At 63.4% G+C, this 22,772-nt stretch carries 19 protein-coding genes; 9 read left to right on the forward strand and 10 right to left on the reverse strand.

From position 1 onward, the window contains the following. The first annotated feature begins 142 nt into the window (after positions 1-142). The 8 genes from AC1DVN_RS10250 to AC1DVN_RS10285 all read left to right on the forward strand — a co-directional run bounded on the left by AC1DVN_RS10250 (position 143) and on the right by AC1DVN_RS10285 (position 8,821). Positions 143-1,585 (forward strand): MFS transporter, encoded by a 1,443-nt coding sequence (locus AC1DVN_RS10250; protein WP_003944479.1) that lies wholly within the window; start codon positions 143-145, stop codon positions 1,583-1,585. After that, on the forward strand, positions 1,582-2,448 hold the full coding sequence (locus tag AC1DVN_RS10255; protein ID WP_029255665.1) for a ribokinase: 867 nt from the start codon (positions 1,582-1,584) through the stop codon (positions 2,446-2,448). The genes AC1DVN_RS10250 and AC1DVN_RS10255 overlap by 4 nt, the downstream gene beginning before the upstream one ends. A gap of 69 nt (positions 2,449-2,517) precedes the next feature. Then, a complete protein-coding gene (locus tag AC1DVN_RS10260; RefSeq protein ID WP_029255666.1) occupies positions 2,518-3,339 on the forward strand; it encodes a MerR family transcriptional regulator in 822 nt (273 codons plus the stop codon). Between the two features lie 39 nt (positions 3,340-3,378). After that, on the forward strand, positions 3,379-5,478 hold the full coding sequence (locus AC1DVN_RS10265) for a RecQ family ATP-dependent DNA helicase (protein ID WP_046378764.1): 2,100 nt from the start codon (positions 3,379-3,381) through the stop codon (positions 5,476-5,478). Between the two features lie 160 nt (positions 5,479-5,638). Beyond that, entirely contained in the window at positions 5,639-6,154 is a 516-nt protein-coding gene (gene ectA / locus AC1DVN_RS10270; RefSeq protein WP_019749063.1) for a diaminobutyrate acetyltransferase, read from the forward strand. 48 nt (positions 6,155-6,202) lie between these two features. Further along, entirely contained in the window at positions 6,203-7,465 is a 1,263-nt protein-coding gene (gene ectB, locus AC1DVN_RS10275) for a diaminobutyrate--2-oxoglutarate transaminase (RefSeq protein WP_020969986.1), read from the forward strand. A gap of 15 nt (positions 7,466-7,480) precedes the next feature. Then, positions 7,481-7,879: an ectoine synthase gene (locus tag AC1DVN_RS10280; RefSeq protein WP_003944463.1), complete on the forward strand. Its 399-nt coding sequence runs from the start codon at positions 7,481-7,483 to the stop codon at positions 7,877-7,879. A gap of 9 nt (positions 7,880-7,888) precedes the next feature. Then, entirely contained in the window at positions 7,889-8,821 is a 933-nt protein-coding gene (locus AC1DVN_RS10285; protein ID WP_007731007.1) for a D-isomer specific 2-hydroxyacid dehydrogenase family protein, read from the forward strand. 44 nt (positions 8,822-8,865) lie between these two features. On the opposite strand, the gene AC1DVN_RS10290 is transcribed toward AC1DVN_RS10285, so the two are convergent. Further along, positions 8,866-9,387, reverse strand: coding sequence for a VOC family protein (locus AC1DVN_RS10290; RefSeq protein WP_020969987.1), 522 nt, complete (start codon positions 9,385-9,387; stop codon positions 8,866-8,868). 50 nt (positions 9,388-9,437) lie between these two features. Here AC1DVN_RS10290 and AC1DVN_RS10295 point away from each other — a divergent pair, with 50 nt between their 5' ends. Further along, positions 9,438-10,295, forward strand: coding sequence for an NAD-dependent protein deacetylase (locus AC1DVN_RS10295; protein WP_070386546.1), 858 nt, complete (start codon positions 9,438-9,440; stop codon positions 10,293-10,295). On the opposite strand, the gene proB is transcribed toward AC1DVN_RS10295, so the two are convergent. The 9 genes from proB to AC1DVN_RS10340 form a co-directional block, all read right to left on the reverse strand. Next, complete coding sequence (gene proB / locus AC1DVN_RS10300; protein WP_019749067.1) at positions 10,268-11,371, reverse strand: glutamate 5-kinase; 1,104 nt, start codon at positions 11,369-11,371, stop codon at positions 10,268-10,270. The two genes, AC1DVN_RS10295 and proB, sit on opposite strands and share 28 nt — an antisense overlap. A 44-nt stretch (positions 11,372-11,415) precedes the next feature. Continuing rightward, positions 11,416-12,867 carry a GTPase ObgE gene (gene obgE, locus AC1DVN_RS10305; protein WP_019749068.1) on the reverse strand — a complete coding sequence of 484 codons (1,452 nt, stop codon included), beginning with the start codon at positions 12,865-12,867 and terminating at the stop codon, positions 11,416-11,418. Between the two features lie 212 nt (positions 12,868-13,079). Further along, complete coding sequence (gene rpmA / locus AC1DVN_RS10310; protein ID WP_003944532.1) at positions 13,080-13,349, reverse strand: 50S ribosomal protein L27; 270 nt, start codon at positions 13,347-13,349, stop codon at positions 13,080-13,082. A 42-nt stretch (positions 13,350-13,391) separates the two neighbouring features. After that, the gene (rplU, locus tag AC1DVN_RS10315) at positions 13,392-13,703 is read right to left on the reverse strand and encodes a 50S ribosomal protein L21 (protein WP_003944533.1); all 312 of its coding nucleotides are present in this window, start codon (positions 13,701-13,703) and stop codon (positions 13,392-13,394) included. Between the two features lie 319 nt (positions 13,704-14,022). Continuing rightward, the gene (locus AC1DVN_RS10320; RefSeq protein WP_283567520.1) at positions 14,023-17,256 is read right to left on the reverse strand and encodes a translation initiation factor IF-2 N-terminal domain-containing protein; all 3,234 of its coding nucleotides are present in this window, start codon (positions 17,254-17,256) and stop codon (positions 14,023-14,025) included. Positions 17,257-17,727: 471 nt separating this feature from the next. After that, positions 17,728-18,147: a nucleoside-diphosphate kinase gene (gene ndk / locus AC1DVN_RS10325; protein WP_042952256.1), complete on the reverse strand. Its 420-nt coding sequence runs from the start codon at positions 18,145-18,147 to the stop codon at positions 17,728-17,730. An 18-nt stretch (positions 18,148-18,165) separates the two neighbouring features. After that, positions 18,166-18,621 (reverse strand): DUF4233 domain-containing protein, encoded by a 456-nt coding sequence (locus tag AC1DVN_RS10330; RefSeq protein WP_283567519.1) that lies wholly within the window; start codon positions 18,619-18,621, stop codon positions 18,166-18,168. Beyond that, complete coding sequence (folC, locus tag AC1DVN_RS10335; protein ID WP_080910044.1) at positions 18,618-20,057, reverse strand: bifunctional tetrahydrofolate synthase/dihydrofolate synthase; 1,440 nt, start codon at positions 20,055-20,057, stop codon at positions 18,618-18,620. The genes AC1DVN_RS10330 and folC overlap by 4 nt, the downstream gene beginning before the upstream one ends. After that, positions 20,054-22,735, reverse strand: coding sequence for a valine--tRNA ligase (locus AC1DVN_RS10340; protein WP_024487630.1), 2,682 nt, complete (start codon positions 22,733-22,735; stop codon positions 20,054-20,056). The genes folC and AC1DVN_RS10340 overlap by 4 nt, the downstream gene beginning before the upstream one ends. Positions 22,736-22,772 lie beyond the last annotated feature (37 nt).

The raw sequence follows: 22,772 nt of genomic DNA on the forward strand, positions 1-22,772 counted from the left end.
GTGCGACGGGGGTCGCAACGAGCCACAGGGCACGCGGACGCTCGATTTCCCGACCGGCTCATCGGCGAGTGGGCAACGAAAAGATGCGTGCATCAGGTACGTGCCCCGCTCGGTTCGATGATTGCGCTGGGGAGCGCATGTCATGACTACACCAGAGAACTCGATCAGCGCTCTCGAAGTGGCCGAATCACCCGATGTCTGCGTCACCGACAATGCGTCCGTCAAGCGCGCTGTCAAGGCGACGATGCTCGGAAATGCCATGGAGTGGTTCGATTTCGGCGTTTACGCATATCTAGCTACCACTATCGGAAAAGTGTTCTTCCCGGACGCGAGCGGCAGCGCTCAACTCCTCTCGACGTTTGCAATTTTTGCGGCTGCCTTCATCGTCCGCCCTCTCGGCGGATTGTTCTTCGGTCCACTCGGTGACCGCATCGGACGCAAGAAGGTCCTGGCCACCACCATCATTCTGATGGCCGGCAGTACCTTCGCCATCGGCCTCATCCCGAGCTACGAATCCATCGGTATCGCCGCCCCGATCCTGCTGGTACTCCTACGCCTGTTGCAGGGCTTTTCCACGGGCGGCGAATACGGCGGGGCCAGTACGTTCGTTGCCGAATACGCGCCGGACAAGCGGCGCGGTTTCTTCGCCAGCTTCCTCGAATTCGGGACTCTGGCAGGATATGTGGCGGCAGCGGGCATCGTGACGATCATCCAGACCGTCGTCAGTGCCGAGGACCTCCTCCAGTGGGGCTGGCGCATCCCCTTCCTCATTGCCGGACCTCTGGGTCTCATCGGCCTGTACCTCCGTCTGCGTTTGGAGGAAACTCCCGCATTCCAGATGATGGAGCAGGCCGAAGAGCGCTCCCTCGCAGATGAATCCACAGGCAAGAAACTACGCGAAACTCTCGTCGACAACTGGCGTCCGCTTGTTCTGTGCATCGTCCTGGTGGCCACGTACAACATCGCTCACTACGGCCTGCTCAGCTACATGCCGACGTATCTGACCAACACGTTGGGTTACGACGAATCCCACGGACTCGTTCTGATGATCATCGTCATGATCGTGATGATGATGGGGATCAGCTACGTCGGAAAGTTCTCGGACCGCGTCGGGCGTAAACCCTTGCTGCTCAGCGGTTTCATCGGATTCTTCGTCCTGTCCCTGCCTGCCTACCTGTTGATCGGCGTCGGCAATTACGTGACGGTCTTCCTGGGACTCGCAATTCTCGGCGGCTTGCTCCTGCTGTTCGTCGGGGTGTTCCCGTCCGTGCTTCCCGCACTCTTTCCGACCGGAATCAGGTACGGCGGCTTGGCAATCGGATACAACCTCGCGGTCTCCATCTTCGGTGGGACCACTCCCCTGGTGCTGACAGCTCTCGAAAGTGCAACGGGCAGCAATCTGGTCGCACCGATGTACATGATGATCGCCGCGGTGATCGGTGGTATCGCAGTCCTGATGATCCCCGAGACCGCACGGAAGCCACTGGACGGCTCTCCGCCCTCCGTCGCCACCGACGAGGAAGCACGTCGGATCATCCGCAAGGTTCGTCGAAAGAGAATGAAGGCCGATAACCTCGAGGTATGAGCACGCCTCGAATCGTCGTCGTCGGCAGTATCAACATTGATCTGACCACGTCGGTGGCCAGATTCCCCGCTCCGGGAGAAACGCTGCTCGGCACTGCCTTTGCCACCGCGGCGGGAGGCAAGGGCAGTAACCAGGCCATCGCCGCCGCGAAGGCCGGTGGGGACGTGTCGTTCGTCGGCGCGGTCGGCGACGACGGTTTCGGTACCCAATTGCGCGAGACCCTGCAAGACGCCGGGGTCGACACCGCGTTGCTTCGTAGTGTCGACGGCCCGAGTGGCGTTGCCGCCATCACCGTGAGCGAGGACGCGGAGAACAACATCATCGTAGTCCCGGGCGCCAATTCCTCGGTCACCTCGTTGTCAGAAGCAGACCTCGACGCGATCGCACACGCCGACGTTCTATTGTGCCAACTCGAAATCCCGGTCGAGACAGTCACAGCAGCAGCCGGGCACGCACATGCTAACGGGACGACGGTCATCCTCAATCCGTCTCCTGTGCAAGAACTTCCGGATCCACTGATCGATGCAGTCGACATCTTGATCGTCAACCAGACCGAGTCGGAGCAGTTGGCCGCGGTCACCGGTCGCGTCCGATACCTCGTCACGACGCTCGGGGCCGGCGGCGCGGATCTCCGGTCGGGCGAGGAGACAATCCACGCCGACTCCCCGGCCGTGACACCCGTGGATACAACTGGCGCAGGCGATGCTTTCACCGGCGCCTTCGCCGTGGAGTGGGTACAGGGCCAGGACCGCGCCCTGCAGTTCGCTGCCACGGCGGGAAGTCTGGCGACGACGGTCCGCGGCGCGTCGGTGTCGTCGCCCACTCGCGCTGCGATCGAGAAAGTGCTGAAGCGTCAGGCTTGACTCTGACACCGTGTGAGGTCGTAAACCTGTAGGTGTCGGGTTCGTGAGGGAGAAACGGGGCAAGTAACCATGTTGAGCATCGGAGACTTCGCGAGAGCAGGTCGCGTGTCCGTGCGCATGCTCCGCCACTACGACGCTATCGGCCTGCTCGCGCCCGCGAGGGTCGACGCATCCACCGGGTACCGCTCGTACACCGCGGGCCAGTTGGCGCTGCTCAACCGCATCGTCGCACTCAAGGAGTTGGGCCTGACCCTGGCCCAGGTCCAGCAGGTGGTGGAGTCGGCAGTCACCGTCGACGAAATCCGCGGGATGCTCACGCTTCGCCGAGCAGAACTCGAGACCCGAATCCAGGAAGACACCGCGCGACTGGCGCATGTACAGGCGCGCCTACGCATCATCGAAAGTGAGGGACAGATGTCCGCATACGAGGTTGTGATCAAGTCCGTTCCGGCGCTGCGGGTCGCGGAGTTGACCGGTACCGCCAAGACGATGGATCCGTCGTCGATCGGTCCRGTGGTTCGCGGGCTGTACGAGCGCCTGTGCACCGGTTTGGATCGTGCCGGTATCGCCACGATCGGACCTGCGCTCGCGTACTACGAGGATGCCGGTGACGACGAGAACGTCGTCGTGCATGCCGCGCTACCGGTCGATGCGGATCCCGAGGGCGACTACGAGTTCGCGGTCGTCGAATTGCAGGCCGAAGCTCAGGTGGCCTCGCTGCTGCACAAGGGGTCGATGGACAACTGCCTGCCCGCCTATCAAGCCTTGGCTCAGTGGATCGACGCAGCGGGATACCGCAATGCCGGCCCCAGCCGGGAGGTCACGCTGGCGTGCCCGGAGGACGTCGACGGCTGGGTCACCGAGCTGCAGGAACCTGTTGCCAAGGCCTGAAGCCCGCACGTGTCGGCAGGGTCGTGCACCATGGGGTCCATGACCACCGCCACTGCCCCAGCCATGCGCGACGAAGCCGAGCGACTGCTCCGTGAACTCGCGGGGCCGGATGCCCGCCTACGCGAGGACCAGTGGACGGCCATCGAGGCGCTGGTGGTGCAACGCAAGCGTGCCCTCGTCGTCCAGCGGACCGGCTGGGGCAAGTCTGCGGTCTACTTCATCTCGGCGAAGCTGCTCCGGGCAACAGGTCATGGCCCCACGGTCATCGTCTCGCCCTTGTTGGCCCTGATGAGAAACCAGGTCAGTTCTGCCGAGCGTGCCGGGGTGCGAGCCGCGACCATCAACTCGGGCAATGTCACGGAGTGGGACGACATCCACGCCCGCGTTGCAGCCAACGATCTCGACGTACTGCTGGTCAGCCCCGAGCGCCTCAACAACCCCGACTTCCGCGATCAGGTTCTCCCGTCCCTGGCAGCTGATGCCGGCTTGGTAGTGGTCGACGAGGCTCACTGCGTTTCCGACTGGGGACACGACTTCCGTCCCGACTATCGGCGTATCAGGACTTTGATCGCCGAACTCGGAGAGGGCATTCCCGTCCTCGCGACCACGGCTACGGCCAACAACCGCGTCGTCGAGGACGTGTCCGCCCAACTCGGCGTCGGCGGCGAGGAAACTCTCGTACTTCGTGGCGGGCTCGAACGCGAGTCACTTCACCTTTCCGTGGTTCACATTCCCGAGGCGACGGCGCGCGCTGCCTGGCTCGCCGACATGCTCGAGACGCTGCCGGGATCGGGCATCATCTACACGCTGACGGTTTCGGCCGCTCGCGACCTCGCAAGCCTGCTCTCCGAGCGCGGTCATACCGTCGCCGCCTACACGGGCCAGACCGATCCCACCGAACGTGAATCCCTCGAGCAGGACCTGTTGGGCAATCGCGTCAAGGCTCTGGTGGCCACCTCGGCCCTCGGGATGGGCTTCGACAAGCCTGATCTCGGGTTCGTCGTCCACCTCGGCGCACCGTCGTCACCTATCTCGTACTACCAGCAGGTGGGCCGCGCCGGACGTTCCACCGACAGGGCAGACGTGATCCTGCTGCCGGGCGCCGAGGACAAGCAGATCTGGAGCTACTTCGCCTCGGTCGCCTTCCCCCGCGAGCATCTGGTCCGCAGCGTCATCGAGCACCTCGACACCGAAAAGGCCACGTCGACACCGGCACTCGAACCGCTGGTGGAGCTCAATCGCACCCGTCTCGAAATGGTCCTCAAAGTTCTCGACGTCGACGGCGCGGTCAAACGAGTCAAGGGCGGTTGGATCAGCACCGGAGAACCTTGGGTGTACGACGCCGAGCGCTACGGTCGACTCGACGACGCTCGCCAGGCCGAGCAGGCTGCAATGGTCGAGTACCAGAGCATCACCACGTGCCGAATGACCTTCCTGCGTGAACAACTCGACGATCCTGGTCTGACATCGGAGAACTCACAGTGTGGACGCTGTGACAACTGCACCGGCAATCGCTACGACACCACTGTCGACACCACCGCCCTCGACGAGACTCGGGCGCGCTTGCAGCGCCCCGGATTCGACCTGGAGCCGCGCAAGATGTGGCCGACCGGCCTGAGCAAGCTGGGCGTCAAGCTGTCCGGGAAGATCACCGAGGGACCGGAAACCGGGCGCATTCTCGGACGGATGTCGGACCTGGGCTGGGGCCAACGTCTCCGCGCGCTTTTCGACGGACCCGACGCCGAGGTACCCGATGCGGTGGTCAGCGCGTGTATCAGCGTTCTGGCCGCCTGGAATTGGGCCGAGCGCCCCACCGGTGTCATGGCCCTCGAATCCACGACGCATCCATTGCTGGTGTCGAGCCTGGCTGCCAAGCTGGCCGAGGTCGGGCGATTGACCGACCTGGGCACCCTTCGCTTGCGACCCGACCACCCTCCGGTGTCGGCAGCGAACTCCGCCTATCGCGTGTCCGGACTGGTCGATGTTTGGGAAGTTCCGGACATGAGTATCCATCAGGGACCGATACTTCTTGTCGACGCAATCGCTGACACCGGTTGGACTTTCACGATGGCCGCACGCGCACTTCGGCAGGCAGGTGCGCATTCGGTCCTCCCATTGGCGCTCGCGAGCCCCAAATAGAGAGTTTTGGCCCGAAATAGTCGCTCGGACAACACCAAAAGTTACATAATGTGAGCACGATCACATTCATGTCCTCACCTGGGGCGCAACGGGTTCCGCACGGCCCGAAACGGACATCTGCATGACTTCGACAGCAATGATTGTTACGTTCAGATGACCGATGAAGCCTGTTGATACGAGAGCTATCCCGACCACCGCGCCGGACGCGGTGTTGTTCAGAAGCCCACAGATCGATGACGGAGTCCGGCTCTGGGAGATCGCACGTGATTCGAAGGTGCTCGACCTCAATTCGAGTTATGCATACCTGTTGTGGTGCAGGGATTTCAGCGCGACGTCCATCGTCGCAGAGGTAGACGGCCGCGTAGTCGGATTCGTTTCCGGTTATACCCGTCCCAGCGCGCAGGAAACCCTGTTCGTGTGGCAAGTCGCGGTCGACGAGGACCAGCGCGGCAAGGCAATTGCTGCCCGCATGCTGTCCGACTTGATGGATCGCACTGCCCCACTGGGTGTTACACATCTGGAGACGACGATCAGCCCCGACAACGAGGCTTCGATCGCACTCTTCACTGCGCTCGCACGTCGACGCGAAGTACCGATAACCAGGCAGAACTTGTTCTCGCCCAAAGATTTTCCCGATGGACACGAAGCCGAAGATCTTTACACGATCGGCGCCTAGCGCATTTCGCGCTCGGCATACAGCATGCCCCGGAGGAACAAAGAAGATATGAATATCAACGAAGCAAGCATTTTCGAAACCCTCGAGTCCGAGGTCCGCAGCTACTGCCGTGACTGGCCTGCAGTGTTCACCAGCGCATCCGGATCCTGGATTCGTGACGAAAACGGACGCGAATATCTCGATTTCTTCGCCGGTGCCGGCGCCCTCAACTACGGCCACAACAACCCGGTGCTCAAATCGGCGCTGGTCGACTACATCATGAGCGACGGCATCACGCACGGCCTCGACATGTCGACAGTCGCCAAGCGCGAGTTCCTCGAGACCTTTCAGCGCAACATCCTCGAGCCGCGCGGCCTGGACTACAAGGTCCAGTTCCCCGGCCCGACCGGATCGAACACCGTCGAGGCTGCACTGAAGCTGGCCCGCAAGGTGACCGGACGTTCGGCAGTCATCAACTTCACCAACGCATTTCACGGAATGACACTTGGTGCACTCTCCGTGACCGGCAACTCGATGAAGCGCGCGGGCGCCGGTGTTCCGCTCGTGCACACGACACCGATGCCCTTCGACAACTACTTCGACGGCGTCACCGAGGACTTCCAGTGGTTCTCCCGCGTTCTCGATGATTCCGGTAGCGGCATCAACCGTCCCGCGGCAGTGATCGTCGAGACCGTTCAGGGTGAAGGCGGCGTCAATGTCGCTCGCCCCGAATGGCTTCGGGCGCTGGCAACACTGTGCTCGGATCGTGGCATCCTGCTGATCGTCGACGACGTCCAGATGGGCTGCGGCCGCACCGGGCCGTTCTTCTCCTTCGAAGAGGCCGGAATCGTTCCCGACATCGTCACGCTGTCCAAGTCGATCAGCGGTTACGGAATGCCGATGGCGCTCACGCTGTTCAAGCGTGAACTCGACGTCTGGGGACCGGGCGAACACAACGGCACCTTCCGTGGCAACAACCCGGCGTTCGTCACCTCCAAGGTTGCACTCGACCACTACTGGTCCGACGACGCACTGACGAAGACAACCTTGAAGAAGGGCGCACGCATCAGCGAATGCTTCGCCAATCTCTCCGATCAGTTCCCCGGCGAGGTCTCGCACCGCGGACGCGGCCTGGTTCAGGGCCTCGTTTTCGATCAACCCGAGCGCGCCGGCAAGGTCTGCCAGCTGGCATTCGACGAGGGATTGCTCGCGGAGACCTCCGGACCCTCCGACCAGGTTGTGAAACTGCTTCCGGCACTGACGATTACCGATGACGAGCTCGAGCACGGCCTCTCCATTCTGGCCGAGGCGACACTCAAGGTCTGCAGCTAGAGGAAGGACTCTCCCATGATCGTTCGCACCACCACCGAGATCACCGACACCGACCGCGACATCACGAGCGAGGACGGCAACTGGCGCAGTAAGCGCATCGTCCTCGGCGGCGACCGCGTCGGGTTCTCGTTCCACGAAACCACCATCAAGGCAGGTTCGGTCAACGAGTTCCACTACGCCAACCACGTCGAAGCGGTCTGGCTCGTCGAGGGCACCGGCAAGCTGATCGACCTGGACAACAACAAGGAATACGATCTCGCACCGGGGTCGATGTACCTGCTCAACGGTCACGAGCGTCACCGCGTCGAGCCCGATACGCAGATGCGCATGCTCTGCGTTTTCAATCCGCCGGTCACCGGGCGTGAGGTACACGACGAGAACGGTGTCTACCCACTGGTGGAGGTCCCCGCGTAGCGTCTAGTCATGGCGACTGACACCTCTCCACGCGTAGCGATCGGCCCCGTCCCCGATGCACTGCTCGACAGCGCGGTGCTTCGGGGCGGAGGTCTGATCAGTCCGATCGACACTGCCGACGCCCTGATCTGGGCGGGCTCACCCGAAACTTTTCCGTCGGAGTTACCGGCGTCGGTCAGGTGGGTGCAGCTGCCGTCGGCGGGAATCGAGGATTGGTTCGACTCCGGTGTGATTCCGAAGGACACCGAAATCACGTGGACCTCGGCGGCCGGCGCGTTTTCGGCCTCGGTGGCCGAGCACGCGCTCATGCTGCTGTTGGCCGGAGTTCGTCACCTGCCCGCACACATCGAAGCTCGAACGTGGCGTCAGTTCGAGTTCTTTCCCAAGATCGGCACCCTTCGTGGCTCGACGGTTGCGATCATCGGCGCAGGCGGTATCGGCCGCGCGCTGATTCCGATGCTGGCCGCGCAGGGGGCGGACAGCATCGCAGTCAATCGTTCCGGTAGCCCGGTTCCCGGGGCCATCTCGACGTACCCCGCATCCAGGATGGATGAAATCTATTCTCGCGCAGATCACTTCGTGATCGCTGCGCCCGCCACCCCGGCCACCCGTCACCTCGTTGGCCGCGCGCAGTTGGCGGCGATGCAACCCCATTCCTGGGTGATCAATGTCGCGCGCGGATCACTGGTCGATACCGACGCGCTGGTCGAGGCAATCGAGTCGGAGCAGATCGGCGGCGCCGGTCTCGACGTCACCGACCCCGAGCCCCTCCCGGACGGTCACCCGCTGTGGGATCTGACGAATGCGATCATCACACCCCACGATTCCAATCCGCCGGGAGTTCGCCCCGCCGCGTTTGCGGATCACGTCTCCAAGAACGTGACCCGCTTCGCGAAGGGCGAGGCACTGGCTGCCCTCGTCGACCCGGTCGCCGGATACTGAGCACGCCGCCGAAGCCTGAATGATCCGGCGAAAGCTGCCGAAAGTTACTGTGGCGAATCCGTATCCGGGAAGAAGAGCGCCCGCGCCCGGCGAGCCACCTCCTCCGCAGGTACGTCCTCGACCTTCGTGCATACGGCCCACCGATGGCCGAATGGGTCGAGAAACACTCCGTGCCGGTCACCCGAGAACGTATCGGCGACCGCCGTGACCAGCGTGGCTCCCTCGGCGACGGCCCGAGCGACGAACTCGTCCGTGTCCTCGGTGTAAACGACGATGGACGAATGCACCCAGCCGTCCTGCGGCGACCTGAGACCGAAGTCCGGCATCTCCTGCGAAAGCTGCAGCATCGAATCACCGATCCGAATCTCGGCATGCATGAGAGTGCCGTCAGGTGCATTCATCGCATCGACGATCTCAGCTCCGAGTGCTCGTTTGTAGTAGTCGAGTGCGGCATGCCCGTCCGGCACCGCAAGGTAGGGAGTGATCGTGCGGTAACCAGCGGGAATTGGGTTCACTGTGTTCATGTCTACGAGTATCGACAGTCGTACACGTGTTCTATTGAACATTTCGGACTTCCTCCGCGCCGCCGTCTCGCACACGCGCCTATCCTGGAACGGTGCCTACCGACAACAGCCGCCTCGACGCCCTTCCCGAGCTCCTGACCGGCCGTCGCCTGGCAGTTCTGACGGGTGCAGGCATCTCCACCGACTCCGGAATCCCGGACTACCGTGGCCCCGATTCACCCCCGCGCAATCCGATGACGTTCCAGCAGTTCATCGGGGATCCGGCGTTTCGACGTCACTACTGGGCGCGTAACCACATCGGCTGGCGTTACATGGACAGCTCGCGGCCCAACCAGGGCCACCGGGCCGTCGCGGCACTCGAGCGAACAGGGCGAGCCGTCGGTGTGATCACCCAGAACGTCGACCTGCTGCACACCAAGGCCGGCGCGCGAAACGTCATCGACCTCCACGGCACCTACGCGCAGGTTCGATGCTTGAGCTGCCAGCGGCTGATCTCCCGCACCACTCTCGCCGAGAGACTGGAGGAAGCCAACCCCGGATTTGCCGAAACTGTGGCTGCTGCAACGGGAGTCGAGATCGCGCCCGATGCGGATGCCGTGATCGAATCCACCGCACACTTTCGCGTCGTGGATTGCGCCGTGTGCGGTGGGCTACTCAAGCCGGACATCGTCTACTTCGGTGAATCCGTCCCCAAGGAACGTGTGGCCCGGGCGTACAGCCTCGTCGACCAAGCCGATGCACTTTTGGTAGCCGGGTCGTCGTTGACGGTGATGTCCGGTCTGCGTTTCGTGCGGCATGCCGCCAAGACCGGGAAGCCGATCGCCATCGTCAATCGCGGAACGACCCGAGGTGACGAATACGCCGACCTCAAGCTCGAAGTCGGTTGTGCTGAAGCACTTTCCGCCCTGGTCGAGTACGACAGCTACAGCGCCACCAAGTCGTCCGCGTGAACCACGGGACGCTGCATGTCGGCCGGTAGATCGGCGGTGGAGCGCCCCAGGATCTCCTCGATCTCCGTAGCGTCGAACGCAACGACACCCCGAGCGACGGGCTTCTCCCCCGGTCCCATCAGCGACACGACATCGCCGGCGTGAAAATCGCCGGACACACCGACGATGCCGGCGGACAGCAGGCTTCGACGCTTGGACACCACCGCGCGAACGGCGCCTTCGTCGAGGTGAAGGTCACCCGATGTGTCAGCGGCGTGACGTACCCAGAATCGGCGAGCCGACAATCGCGTCGGCCGGGGCGCAAATGCCGTTCCGACATCGGCACCACTGAGTGCCTGCGCAGCGTCCGATGCTGCCGCGAGCAGCACCGGCACTCCGGAATCAGCGGCCAGGCGTGCTGCTGAGAGCTTTGACGCCATGCCTCCGGTACCGAGAGCGCCACCCGAACCGGCAACCACACCGTCGAGATCCTCGGGACTGTTGACCTCGGGAATCAGTGTGGCATCGCCCTTTCGGGGATCCCCGTCGTACAGGCCGTCCACATCCGACAACAGGATCAACGCGTCGGCGCCGACGAGATGAGCAACCAGAGCAGCCAGCCGATCGTTGTCACCGAATCGAAGTTCGGTGGTGGCAACGGTGTCGTTCTCGTTCACGATCGCCACCGCGTGCAATGCCCGTAGACGATCGAGTGTCCGTTGGGCGTTGCGGTGCTGCGTCCGTCGAGCGATGTCGTCCGCCGTGAGTAGAACCTGCCCGACGGTACGCCCGTAACGGGCGAACGACGTACCCCAGGCGTGAGCCAGCGCCAACTGACCGACGCTGGCCGCAGCCTGCTTGGTCGCGAGATCCCGCGGTCGCTTGGTCAGTCCCAGCGGCGCCAGTCCGGCGCCGACGGCACCGGACGAGACGACGACTACATCGGAGCCCGCGCGCATGCGGGCCTCGATGGCATCGGCCAACAGATCAAGTCGGTGAGTGTCGAGTCCCGCCACCAGACTGGTGAGCGCAGACGACCCGATCTTCACGACGATACTGTGAGCCGACGCTATCGACTCCCTGGTGGACCCGAGCACAGTCCCGTTCCCTCTCTTCGGTTTTCGTCCTGAAATCGCGTGAGTCAGGCGTCTTCGTCGAGCAGCCCGCGGCGGACGCGACGAGCATGCTTGCGCTCGTCGGCGCCGATACGCTCCACCTGATCGAGACGCGGGTCGGTTCCACGGCCCGTACGGGTCAGATCGATACCGGCCGGCGTCATCGGCTCCCACTCGAAGCTGACGTCACCGATGGTGACGGAAGCCCCTGGCTGAGCGCCCTTCTTGACCAATGCGTCCTCGACACCCAAGCGTGCAAGACGGTCGGCGAGGTAACCAACGGCTTCGTCGTTGTCGAAGGCGGTCTGACGAATCCACCGCTCCGGGCGGGTGCCTCGGACGACGAACCCACCAGGGATATCGGGATCCTTCTCGATGGTGAAGCTGGAATCCTTGACCTTGACCGGGCGAATGACCTGGCGCTTCGGCTCGGGCTTCGGATGGGCTTCGCGGTAGTCGCGGACCATCTTCGCCAGCGCGAATGTCAACGGTCGCAGACCTTCTCGGCTCACCGCTGAGATGGTGAAGACCGGCCATCCGCGAGCTTCGATCTCGGGTGTGACCATCTCGGCCAGCTCGGCTGCCTCCGGAACGTCGGTCTTGTTCAGGATGACGACGCGCGGGCGCTTGTCGAGGTCACCGAGTCCCGAGTCGCCGGAGAGCGCGGGCGTGTACGCGGCCAGCTCTGCTTCCAGGGCGTCGATGTCGGATATCGGGTCGCGTCCCGGATCGAGGGTGGCGCAGTCGATCACGTGCGCCAATACGGCGCAGCGTTCGATGTGGCGCAGGAAGTCCAGGCCCAAACCGCGGCCTTCGCTGGCACCGGGGATCAGCCCGGGCACGTCGGCGACGGTGAAGGTGGTGTCACCGCTCGAGACGACGCCGAGGTTGGGGACCAGAGTGGTGAAGGGGTAGTCGGCGATCTTCGGCTTGGCCGCAGAGAGAACGGACACCAGCGAAGACTTACCGGCAGAGGGAAATCCGAGCAGACCGACGTCGGCTACCGACTTGAGTTCGAGAACCAGGTCACGCTCGACACCGTCTTCACCGAGGAGTGCGAAACCTGGGGCCTTGCGAGCCTTCGAGGCGAGTGCTGCGTTGCCGAGTCCGCCGCGGCCGCCCTGAGCGGCGTCGTAGCGCGAGCCGACACCGACGAGGTCGGCAAGGACGTTGCCGTCGGTATCGAGAACCACAGTTCCATCCGGGACCTTGAGGATGAGGTCTTCACCGTTTGCACCCTCGCGGTTACTGCCGGCGCCCTGCTTGCCGTTGGTCGCCTTCGCGTTGGGATGGAAGTGAAAGTCGAGGAGGGTGTGGATGTTCTCGTCGACCACGAGGATGACGTCGCCACCGCGACCTCCGTTGGCACCGTCCGGACCGCCGAGCGGTTTGAACTTCTCGCGGTGTACGGAGGCGCAACCATTGCCGCCTTTTCCAGCGCTGACGTGCAGCACAACACGGTCAATGAATCGGGACATGACTGCCGGATCCTTCCTCAGTCAATTGCGGGTCTCACGCGATGAGCTGAACTTCTGGTGAGCAGGGTTGCTCGGGGTAAAACTGGCACTGCTTAAACAAACGATAGGGGCGGACCGGGTTATTTCAACCCTGGTCCGCCCCTATCGGGAGCTTGGAACGCGTCACTCTCTTACCGAAAGTAGAACCGGTGACGCACAACTAGCGAGAAAGACTAGACCTCAGCCGCAACGACGGCCGGAACGATGTTCACGGTCTTGCGTCCACGCTTCTGGCCGAACTCGACTGCACCGGCAGCGAGAGCGAACAGGGTGTCGTCGCCGCCACGGCCGACGTTGACGCCGGGGTGGAAGTGCGTGCCGCGCTGGCGAACCAGGATTTCGCCTGCGCTGACCGACTGGCCGCCGAAGCGCTTCACGCCGAGGCGCTGGGCGTTTGAATCGCGACCGTTACGGGAGCTGGATGCACCCTTCTTATGTGCCATGCTATTGACCCTCCTCGGGTGAAATTAGCTAGAAAGAACTGGTTACTTGATGCCCGTGACCTTGAGCACCGTGATCGGCTGCCTGTGGCCCTGACGCTTGTGGTAACCGGTCTTGTTCTTGAACTTGTGGATGCGGATCTTCGGGCCCTTGGTGTGCTCGACGATCTCACTGGTGACTGCGACCTTGGCCAGCTTGGCCGCGTCGGTGGTCAGGTCAGATCCGTCGACCACGAGAACGGGAGCAAGCGAGACAGCAGTGCCGGGCTCACCCTCGATCTTCTCGACCTTGACGAGGTCACCAACAGCGACCTTGTACTGCTTTCCGCCGGTCTTGACGATCGCGTACGTTGCCATCGGAGGGCTACCCCTTGCTTCTTCGAACTTGCTCGCGCTGCTGCCTGAGGCTTCAAATGCATCGCGACTGGTCTGGTTTATGTCACCTCGGCTCGGCACTGACGTACCGGGACATTCACGCGCACTCTAGGCACACGGAATCTCTACCGCCGGGTGGCGACCCTCCAAGGTTACGGGAAAGCAACCGTCAGGGTCAAACCGCCCCGCCGAGGGGTGGTGCTTACTACTCTGTACTGCTTCTACCAGCTGAAACTTCGGATAACGGTTGGATGTCCTCGCTCATCGCGAAGTCATCCAACCGACCGAAAGCCAGTAGTTCTTACTCTCCGTCTACCGGAGGACCTGCGGGACGTGCTGCTGCACGCCTGCGACGGGGTCGCTTGACGACGACAACTTCTTCCTCAGCCGGAACTTCGGTGGCCGGAGCCGGAACGTTTTCCACGACCGCTTCTGCCACGGGTTCCGGAGTCGGAATCACGAAGACCGTACCCACCTCGGGAGCTGCCTCGGCAACCGGTGCCGACGCTGCCCGCGACGCCCGGCGACTACGCCGACGACCGCGCGGAGCTGCTTCGGTCGAAGCTGTCGCCGACTCGTTGTCCACTGCGGATACTTCTTCCGCAGCAGAGTCCACAACAGGAACGTCATGGCGCTCAGTAGCAGCAGGAGTATCGATCGGCCGATCCTGTTGCCGATCGGCACTTTTGGATGCATCATCCCCCGAAGACGTACCGGTGGAATCAGACTCGATCGAGCCGGCCGCGACGGTCTCGTCGTCGTCGTGGTGGTGCGAGGCCATCGCCAATGCCACCGGATGAGCCCGCTTGACGGTCGCGTCGACAGCCGGAACCTCCGGCGCCGGAGCTTCCTGTCCGTTGGACTCGGTCGAAGGCGACTTGTCTCCGCGGCCACGCTTGTTCTTGCGCGAGGTGCCGGATTCGCTTCGCTGCGAGCCCGAACGCGATCCCCCGTCGTCCGAGGACTTCACCTCGACCGGCTCGGAGTGGACGATGATGCCGCGGCCGTGGCAGTGCTCACAGGTGGTCGAGAAGGCCTCGACCAATCCGGTGCCCAACTTCTTGCGCGTCATCTGCACGAGTCCGAGTGACGTGACCTCCGACACCTGATGGCGCGTGCGATCGCGACCCAGGCATTCGGTGAGCCGACGCAGGACCAGGTCCCGGTTCGATTCGAGGACCATGTCGATGAAGTCGACGACGATCATTCCGCCGATGTCCCGCAGGCGCATCTGGCGAACGATCTCCTCGGCTGCTTCGAGGTTGTTGCGGGTAACAGTCTCTTCGAGGTTTCCGCCGGCTCCGGTGAACTTTCCGGTGTTGACGTCGACGACGGTCATGGCCTCGGTGCGATCGATCACCAAGGTGCCGCCGGACGGCAGCCACACCTTGCGATCGAGCGCCTTGGCCAACTGCTCGTCGATACGGCGAGCAGCGAAGACGTCGATACCGTTGTTCGGCGTGTACTTCTCGAGTCGCGGAAGCAGATCGGGCGCAACGGAGTTGATGTAGTTCTCGACCGTCGTATGCGCCTTCTCGCCCTCGATGACCAGCTTGGAGAAGTCCTCGTTGAACAGATCGCGAATGACCTTGACCAGCATGTCAGGCTCTTCGTACAGCGCCTGCGGGTTGCCGGATTTACCGGTGTCCGCAGCCGCAGCCTGCTCCTCGATGCCGGCCCACTGAGCCTGCAGACGAGTCACGTCGCGCGCCAACTCTTCTTCGCTGACGCCCTCGGACGCCGTGCGAATGATCACGCCGGCGTCGGCGGGAACGATGTCGCGCAAGATTTCCTTGAGACGCTTGCGCTCGGTGTCCGGAAGCTTGCGGCTGATACCCGTGGACGTACCACCGGGCACGTAGACGAGGAAACGACCGGCAAGCGAAATCTGTGTGGTCAGTCGAGCACCCTTGTGACCGACCGGATCCTTGCTGACCTGAACGAGCACCTGATCGCCCGGCTTGAGGGCCTGCTCGATCTTGCGCGAGTTGCCACCGAGACCGGCAGCCTCCCAGTTGACCTCACCGGCGTAGAGAACGCCGTTGCGGCCACGTCCGATGTCGATGAACGCCGCTTCCATGCTGGGGAGCACGTTCTGGACACGTCCGAGGTACACGTTGCCGACCATCGACGCGGACGCCGAGTTGGTGACGAAGTGCTCGACCAACACTCCGTCTTCGAGGACTGCTACCTGTGTAGTCGCATGCGGCTGACCGCTGTCTGCTCGATCACGCACAACCATGACGCGATCGACGGCCTCACGACGCGCGAGGAACTCCGACTCGGTCAGAATCGGCGGGCGACGACGGCCGGCGTCACGACCGTCGCGGCGACGCTGACGCTTCGCTTCCAGACGTGTCGAACCACTGATGCCCTGGACCTCGTCCTTGACGCGGGTCTTGTTGCGAGGTTCGCGCTCGTGAACGACGGTGTTCGGCGGATCGTCCTCGGACGTCGCAGTCGCGTCGGTGGCGCCGTCGGTGCCGGTCTTGCGACGACGACGACGGCGGCGACGGCGGCTCGATCCGTCGGCATCGAGATCGGAATCGTCGGCATTCTCGGAATCCGCATCAGCGGTGGACTCGGACTTATCACCGGATTCTTCGCCGGCAGCGTCGTCGGTTTGCTTCTCGACTGCCGCAGGGGCAGATTCCTGCTCCGATTCGGCAGCGGTATCCGACTCTTCGTCCGAACCCTGCTCGCCACCCTGTTCACCGCGACCACGCCCACGTCCACGGCGTCCACGACGACGGCGACGCGGCTGATCGTCGTCCTCGTCCTCGGACTCGGCGCTCTCGCCCTCGGTTTGCGGTGCGGTCACGGCCGGCTCTTCGACGGCAGGAACTGCAACCGGTGCTGCCTCGGGAACGACGGTTTCGGCTTCCGTAGTTGTCTGCTTCTCTTCGACGACCGCCGGTGCAGCGGGCTCGCGGCGTGCGCGACGGCGACGCGGAGCTACCTCGGCGGCTTCGAGATCCGGCTGCAGGAACAGCGGGACCTGCGGCGCGGCGGGAGCCACCTCGGGCTGATGGGTCTGCGGTGCCTCGAAGGAAGTGAACAGATCGGACTGCTCGGCTTCCTTGCTCTGCAGCGCAGCTGCGGCGTCGAGTCCAGCGCTGATCTCGGCGACAGCCGGATCCACTGTTTCTTCTGCTGCAGGTTCTTCGGCGGCCGGTTCTTCGACAACGACCTTTTTGCGGGTGCGACGAGCCCTGACAGGCTTCTCGGCCGGAGCCTCTGCAACAGGCTCTTCCGCAACAGGGGCCTCGACGACCGGGTCGATGAGGGTATCGAGCTCGGCCACGACCGGCTCGATGGCCTCGGCCGCGGAAGTCAGCGAGGCGTGAATCCGCTGGGCAACGTCCCGTTGGAGACTCGACTGCGCACTGCGCAATTCGGTACCGAGCGCTGCGGCTTCGGCAAGGACCTGCTTGCTGGTGACACCGAGCAGCTTCGCCAGCGCGTGTACGCGCATCTTGTCGGGAAATTCCGGGGTGGTGCTGGAATCTGATTCGGTTGGGGATTGATCGGCCACGTAAGTCTCCTCAGCCCCCGGGCGCGTCCAACCCAGAAGTCGAGTTGTCACGCGGCCACGCGGGAGCGTGCTGTGTGTACTCGCACTCAGAAGTGAGTGCGAGATTGTAAGGTCTCGCTCCGCATGGTCCGCAATGCCCGTTATTCACTGCGAGCACATGAAGTGCCTGGCTGGATGGCCGTTGTCCTGTGCGCGAGCGCCTGATCATCCAGCGTGCAGAGGTCCAGGGATTTCCTGTTGACCTGGAGCAGCGATGAAAGGGCATCGAACCTAGGTGTCATCCGGTTGAACGTGCGTAAAACAAATTGCGGTTCAACTGAAAGCAGTATCCCACACCAATGCGCCTGCAACTGCAAAGGGCGCACCGATGTGGGATACGTGCCGAGAATTCGCTGTGGAGATGTGGGCCGAAGGCCCGTTCATGTGGGCCGGAGGCCCGTTACATGTGGGCCAGAGGCCCCGATCGAAGATTCAGATGGACGACAGCGCGGGGAACCACAGAGCGATTTCGCGCTCTGCCGACTCCACGGAGTCACTGCCGTGAACGAGGTTCTGCTGCGCTTCGAGTCCGAAGTCGCCACGGATGGTGCCCGGAAGAGCTTTGTCGACCGGGTCGGTTCCGCCGGCCAACTGACGGAAAGCAGCGATGGCGCGGGGGCCTTCGAGCACTGCGGCCACCAGCGGACCGGAGGTGATGAACTCCAACAAGCTCGGGTAGAACGGGCGCTCGGAGTGTTCTGCGTAGTGGCTACCAGCCACCTCTTCGGAAGCTACACGGAGTTCGAGTGCTGCAATTGTCAGGCCTTTGCGCTCGATACGGCTGAGGATTTCTCCTACGTATCCACGGGCAACGGCGTCGGGCTTGATCAGTACGAGGGTGCGCTCAGTCACAGCGGACAGCCTAAATGGTCAGTCCCGCTGGCCGGGAAGCAGGCCCTTGTCCATCCGGCGCTTGATGTCTCTCTGCAGGTAGACGAGGTATCCCCAGACGATCCCGAAGGTGATCGCCACACCGGCAATCGACGGGTGGACGAAGAATCCGAATAGAAGAATCACCTGCAGCGCGACGTTGAACCCCATCGCCCACGGCTTGCCCTGGACGCCGGCTCCCAGAATCATCAGTACCGCCAACCCGATGATGAATCCCGCGGAGGCCGCGGTGAGGCCACCGCCGACGACCGCGACAACCGGCAAAGACAGCAGCACGACGATCGCCTCGAGGATCAGGGTTCCGGCCATCACTCCGCGGAAACTTTTCCAGGGGTCCTTGGTCGGAGGCCCGAACTCGCCGGCAGTGTCTCCGGACTCGGGGTCTCCGGGCTCGTGGCCTCCGGACTCGGGATTGGCATCTGACGGGGTACTCACGCGGGGTCCTTTCCGAACAGCGTGCGGGCGGCGCCTGCGGTCACGACGGATCCCGTCACCACCACACCTGCCCCTGATACGGCTTCGCCGGGTTCGGCGACCTGCTCGGCGATTTCGATCGCGACTTCCAACGCGTCGGCAAGCACCGGCGCCACGACGACGCGCTCGTCGCCGAACTTCGCGACGGCAATGTTCGCCAGCTCCTCGACATCCATCGCCCGGGGTGACCCGTTGTGGGTGACGACGATCTCGTCGAAGACGGATTCGAATGCGGTCAAGATGGCGTCGACGTCCTTGTCCGCCATGACGCTGACCACTCCCACGAGCTTGCGGAAGTCGAACTCGGCGGAAAGTGCGGCGGCGAGAGCGCGGGCGCCGTCTGGATTGTGGGCGGCGTCGAGAAAGACCGTCGGCGCACTCCGAACACGTTCGAGGCGACCGGGATTGACGATCGAGGCGAACCCGTTGCGGATAGCGTCCTGATCGAGTTGTCGGTCCGGACCGGCACCGAAGAACGCTTCGACGGCAGCGAGCGCGAGCGCGGCGTTGCGCGCCTGATGCTCACCGTGAAGGGGGAGGAAAATGTCGGTGTACACGCCACTCAAGCCTTGAAGTTCGAGCTGCTGTCCGCCTACCGCGATCTGGCGAGCAAGCACCTTGAACTCCGAGCCTTCACGCGCGACCGCGGCCTCGACCTCGACTGCTCGCCGCAGCAATACCTCCATCACTTCTGGAGTCTGCTCGGCGATGATCGCGACGGTGTCCACCGGAACCAGGTCCTCGCGGCCCTTCTTGATGATCCCGGCCTTCTCCTCCGCGATTCCGGCCAGGTCGGTGCCCAGGTACTCGGCGTGATCGAGGCTGATCGGCGTGATCACCGCGACCTGTCCGTCGATCACGTTCGTGGCGTCCCAGCGTCCGCCGAGGCCGACCTCGACCACGGCGACGTCCACCGGAGCCTCCGCGAATGCCGCATAGGCCATCGCAGTGAGCACTTCGAACTTGCTCATCGCCGGTCCCCCGGCTTCCTGCGACTGTGCGTCGATCATCTGCACGTACGGTTCGATCTCGCGGAACGTGTCCACGTAGAGCCGCGGGGAGATCGGATGACCGTCGATGCTGATCCGCTCGGTCGCGATCTGCAGATGAGGGCTGGTGGTTCGGCCGGTACGACGATGCAGAGCGCTCATCAAGGAGTCGATCATGCGCGTCACCGACGTCTTGCCGTTGGTTCCCGTGACGTGCACCGACGGATAGTTGTGCTGCGGTGAGCCCAGGACATCCATGAGCGCCTCGATACGAGTCAGTGACGGCTCGATCTTGGTCTCAGGCCAACGCTTGTCGAGTTCTGCTTCCACCAGCGCCAGTTCGGCGATGTCGACCGGGGTCGGAACCGAACTCTGAGCGTCGAATTGGGACGGCTCGTACGAACTCACTTGTCGGCCAACTCCTTCAGACGTCCTGTGATGCGCTCGATCTCTTCGACGGCGATCTGGCGACGTGTCTTGATCTTGTCGACGACGGCGTCGGGCGCCTTCGCCAGGAAGGCCTCGTTCGCCAGCTTGTTGTCAGCGGTGACGAGCTCCTTCTGAGCTGCCGCGAGGTCCTTTTCGAGCCGCTTCTTCTCCGCGCCGAGGTCGATGGTGCCCGAGGTGTCGATGTCGACCGTGACGGTGCCCTGGCTCAGACGCACCTCGACGGAGATCGACGCGGTGAATCCCTCTTCGGGTTCGGTCAGCTTGGCAAGCGCCGCCACGTAGGCGAACTGGCCGTCCATGCCTGCCTCCGAGAGCCCGGACGCACGAGCCGGAACCTTCTGGGAAGGCTTGAGCCCCTGATCGTTTCGGAAACGTCGCACCTCGGTGATCAGCTTCTGCGTGTCTTCGATCCTGGTGGCGGCCTGGGTGTCGACGGCCACACCGGACAACGTCGGCCAGTCGGCGACGACGACGGATTCACCACCGGTGAGCACCTTCCACAGGGTTTCGGTCACGAACGGAATGACCGGGTGCAGGAGGCGGAGCAGTGCATCGAGAACGTTGCCGAGCACGGCGCGGGTGTTCGCGGCGACAGCCTCGTCGGCGGCGAACTGCACCTTGGCGAGTTCGAGGTACCAGTCACAGACCTCGTCCCACGCGAAGTGGAACAAGCCTTCGCACGCCTTGCTGAACTCGTAGCGATCGAATGCGGCGTCCGCCTCGGCCTGGACCGTGTCGAGACGGTCGAGGATCCAACGATCGGCGTCGGTCAGTTCGCTTCGAGCGGGCAGCGGCGCGGGAGCAGCGCCGTTCATCAGAGCGAACTTGGTCGCGTTGAACAACTTGGTCGCGAAGTTGCGCGAGGACTGCGCCGAATCCTCACCGACGGAAAGGTCACTGCCCGGGTTGGCGCCGCGTGCGAGTGTGAATCGCAGGGCGTCGGCGCCGAAACGATCGACCCAGTCGAGTGGGTCGATACCGTTGCCGCGAGACTTCGACATCTTCTTGCCGTACTGATCGCGGACCAGTCCGTGCAGGAACACGTCCTTGAACGGCATCTGCGCGCCGGACTTACCCGGACCGGCGGTGATCGACTCGTCCTCGGACACGTAGGTGCCGAACATCATCATGCGGGCGACCCAGAAGAACAGGATGTCGTAGCCGGTGACGAGAACGCTGGTGGGATAGAACTTTTCGAGTTCGGGCGTGTTGTCGGGCCAGCCCATCGTCGAGAAGGGCCACAGTCCCGAGGAGAACCAGGTGTCGAGGACGTCGGGATCCTGGACCCAGCCTTCCGGTGCCGTTTCGTCGGGACCGAAGCACGCAACTTCACCCTCGGGGCCGTACCAGACCGGAATGCGGTGACCCCACCAGAGCTGGCGGGAAATGCACCAGTCGTGCATGTTGTCGACCCAGTCGAACCATCGCGGTTCCTGGCTCGCCGGGTGAATGACGGTGTCCCCGTTGCGAACCGCGTCACCCGCAGCCTTGGCGAGCGTCTCGACCTTGACCCACCACTGCAACGAGAGACGAGGCTCGATGGCCTCGCCACTGCGCTCGGAGTGCCCGACGCTGTGCAGGTACGGGCGCTTCTCGGCGACGACGCGGCCCTGCTCGGCGAGAGCTTCGCGAACCTTGACGCGAGCCTCGAAGCGGTCCATACCGTCGAATTCGGTTCCCGTGTCGGCGATCTTGCCGGTCTTGTCCATGATGGTGGGCATCGGCAGGTTGTGCCGCAGGCCCATCTCGAAGTCGTTGGGGTCGTGAGCCGGCGTGATCTTCACTGCGCCGGTTCCGAACTCGGGGTCGACGTAGTCGTCCGCGATGATCGGAATCTGACGCCCGGTGAACGGATGATCGAGAGTGGTTCCGATGAGGTGCTTGTAGCGCTCGTCTTCGGGATGGACCGCCACTGCGGTATCACCGAGCATCGTCTCGACGCGAGTGGTCGCGACGATGACGTGCGGCTCGTTGTCGTCGAGCGAGCCGTAGCGCAGGGAAACCAGCTCACCCTCGACGTCCTCGAACTTCACCTCGATGTCGGAGATCGCGGTCTGCAGCACCGGCGACCAGTTCACGAGACGCTCGGCGCGGTAGATCAGACCCTCGTCGAACATGCGCTTGAAGACGGTCTGAACGGCGCGCGAGAGGCCCTCGTCCATCGTGAAACGATCGCGACTCCAGTCGACACCGTCACCGATGCGCCGCATCTGGCCCCCGATGGTTCCACCCGATTCGCGCTTCCAGTCCCAGACCTTGTCGATGAAGAGCTCGCGGCCGAAATCTTCCTTTGTCTTGCCGTCGGCAGCGAGCTGCTTCTCGACGACGGACTGCGTGGCGATACCGGCGTGATCCATGCCAGGTAGCCACAGCACCTCGTAGCCCTGCATCCGCTTGCGACGGCTGAGCACGTCCATGAGGGTGTGATCCAGGGCATGGCCCATGTGCAAGCTGCCCGTGACGTTCGGGGGCGGCAGCACGATGGAGTAGCCGGGCTTGTCGCTGGTCGCGTCGGCCTGGAAGTACCCGGCGTCTACCCAGCCTTGATACAGATCGGCCTCTACAGCGCTGGGGTCCCAGCTCTTGGGTAGGGCGTCGGCGGGGGTCTGGGGGTTCTCTGGAGCTGCACTGGTCACCACTTGATCCTAATGACTCCCCCGTCGTGAACGAATT

This window comes from Rhodococcus sp. P4_E4 (assembly GCF_056401575.1).

Coding starts and splice junctions, on each gene's coding strand:
- rplU (WP_003944533.1), bottom strand. CDS start 13,703: ATGGCAACGTACGCGATCGTCAAGACCGGCGGAAAGCAGTACAAGGTC.
- AC1DVN_RS10285 (WP_007731007.1), top strand. CDS start 7,889: ATGGCGACTGACACCTCTCCACGCGTAGCGATCGGCCCCGTCCCCGAT.
- AC1DVN_RS10290 (WP_020969987.1), bottom strand. CDS start 9,387: ATGTTCAATAGAACACGTGTACGACTGTCGATACTCGTAGACATGAAC.
- AC1DVN_RS10280 (WP_003944463.1), top strand. CDS start 7,481: ATGATCGTTCGCACCACCACCGAGATCACCGACACCGACCGCGACATC.
- ectB (WP_020969986.1), top strand. CDS start 6,203: ATGAATATCAACGAAGCAAGCATTTTCGAAACCCTCGAGTCCGAGGTC.
- AC1DVN_RS10255 (WP_029255665.1), top strand. CDS start 1,582: ATGAGCACGCCTCGAATCGTCGTCGTCGGCAGTATCAACATTGATCTG.
- ectA (WP_019749063.1), top strand. CDS start 5,639: ATGAAGCCTGTTGATACGAGAGCTATCCCGACCACCGCGCCGGACGCG.
- obgE (WP_019749068.1), bottom strand. CDS start 12,867: ATGTCCCGATTCATTGACCGTGTTGTGCTGCACGTCAGCGCTGGAAAA.
- rpmA (WP_003944532.1), bottom strand. CDS start 13,349: ATGGCACATAAGAAGGGTGCATCCAGCTCCCGTAACGGTCGCGATTCA.
- AC1DVN_RS10265 (WP_046378764.1), top strand. CDS start 3,379: ATGACCACCGCCACTGCCCCAGCCATGCGCGACGAAGCCGAGCGACTG.
- AC1DVN_RS10250 (WP_003944479.1), top strand. CDS start 143: ATGACTACACCAGAGAACTCGATCAGCGCTCTCGAAGTGGCCGAATCA.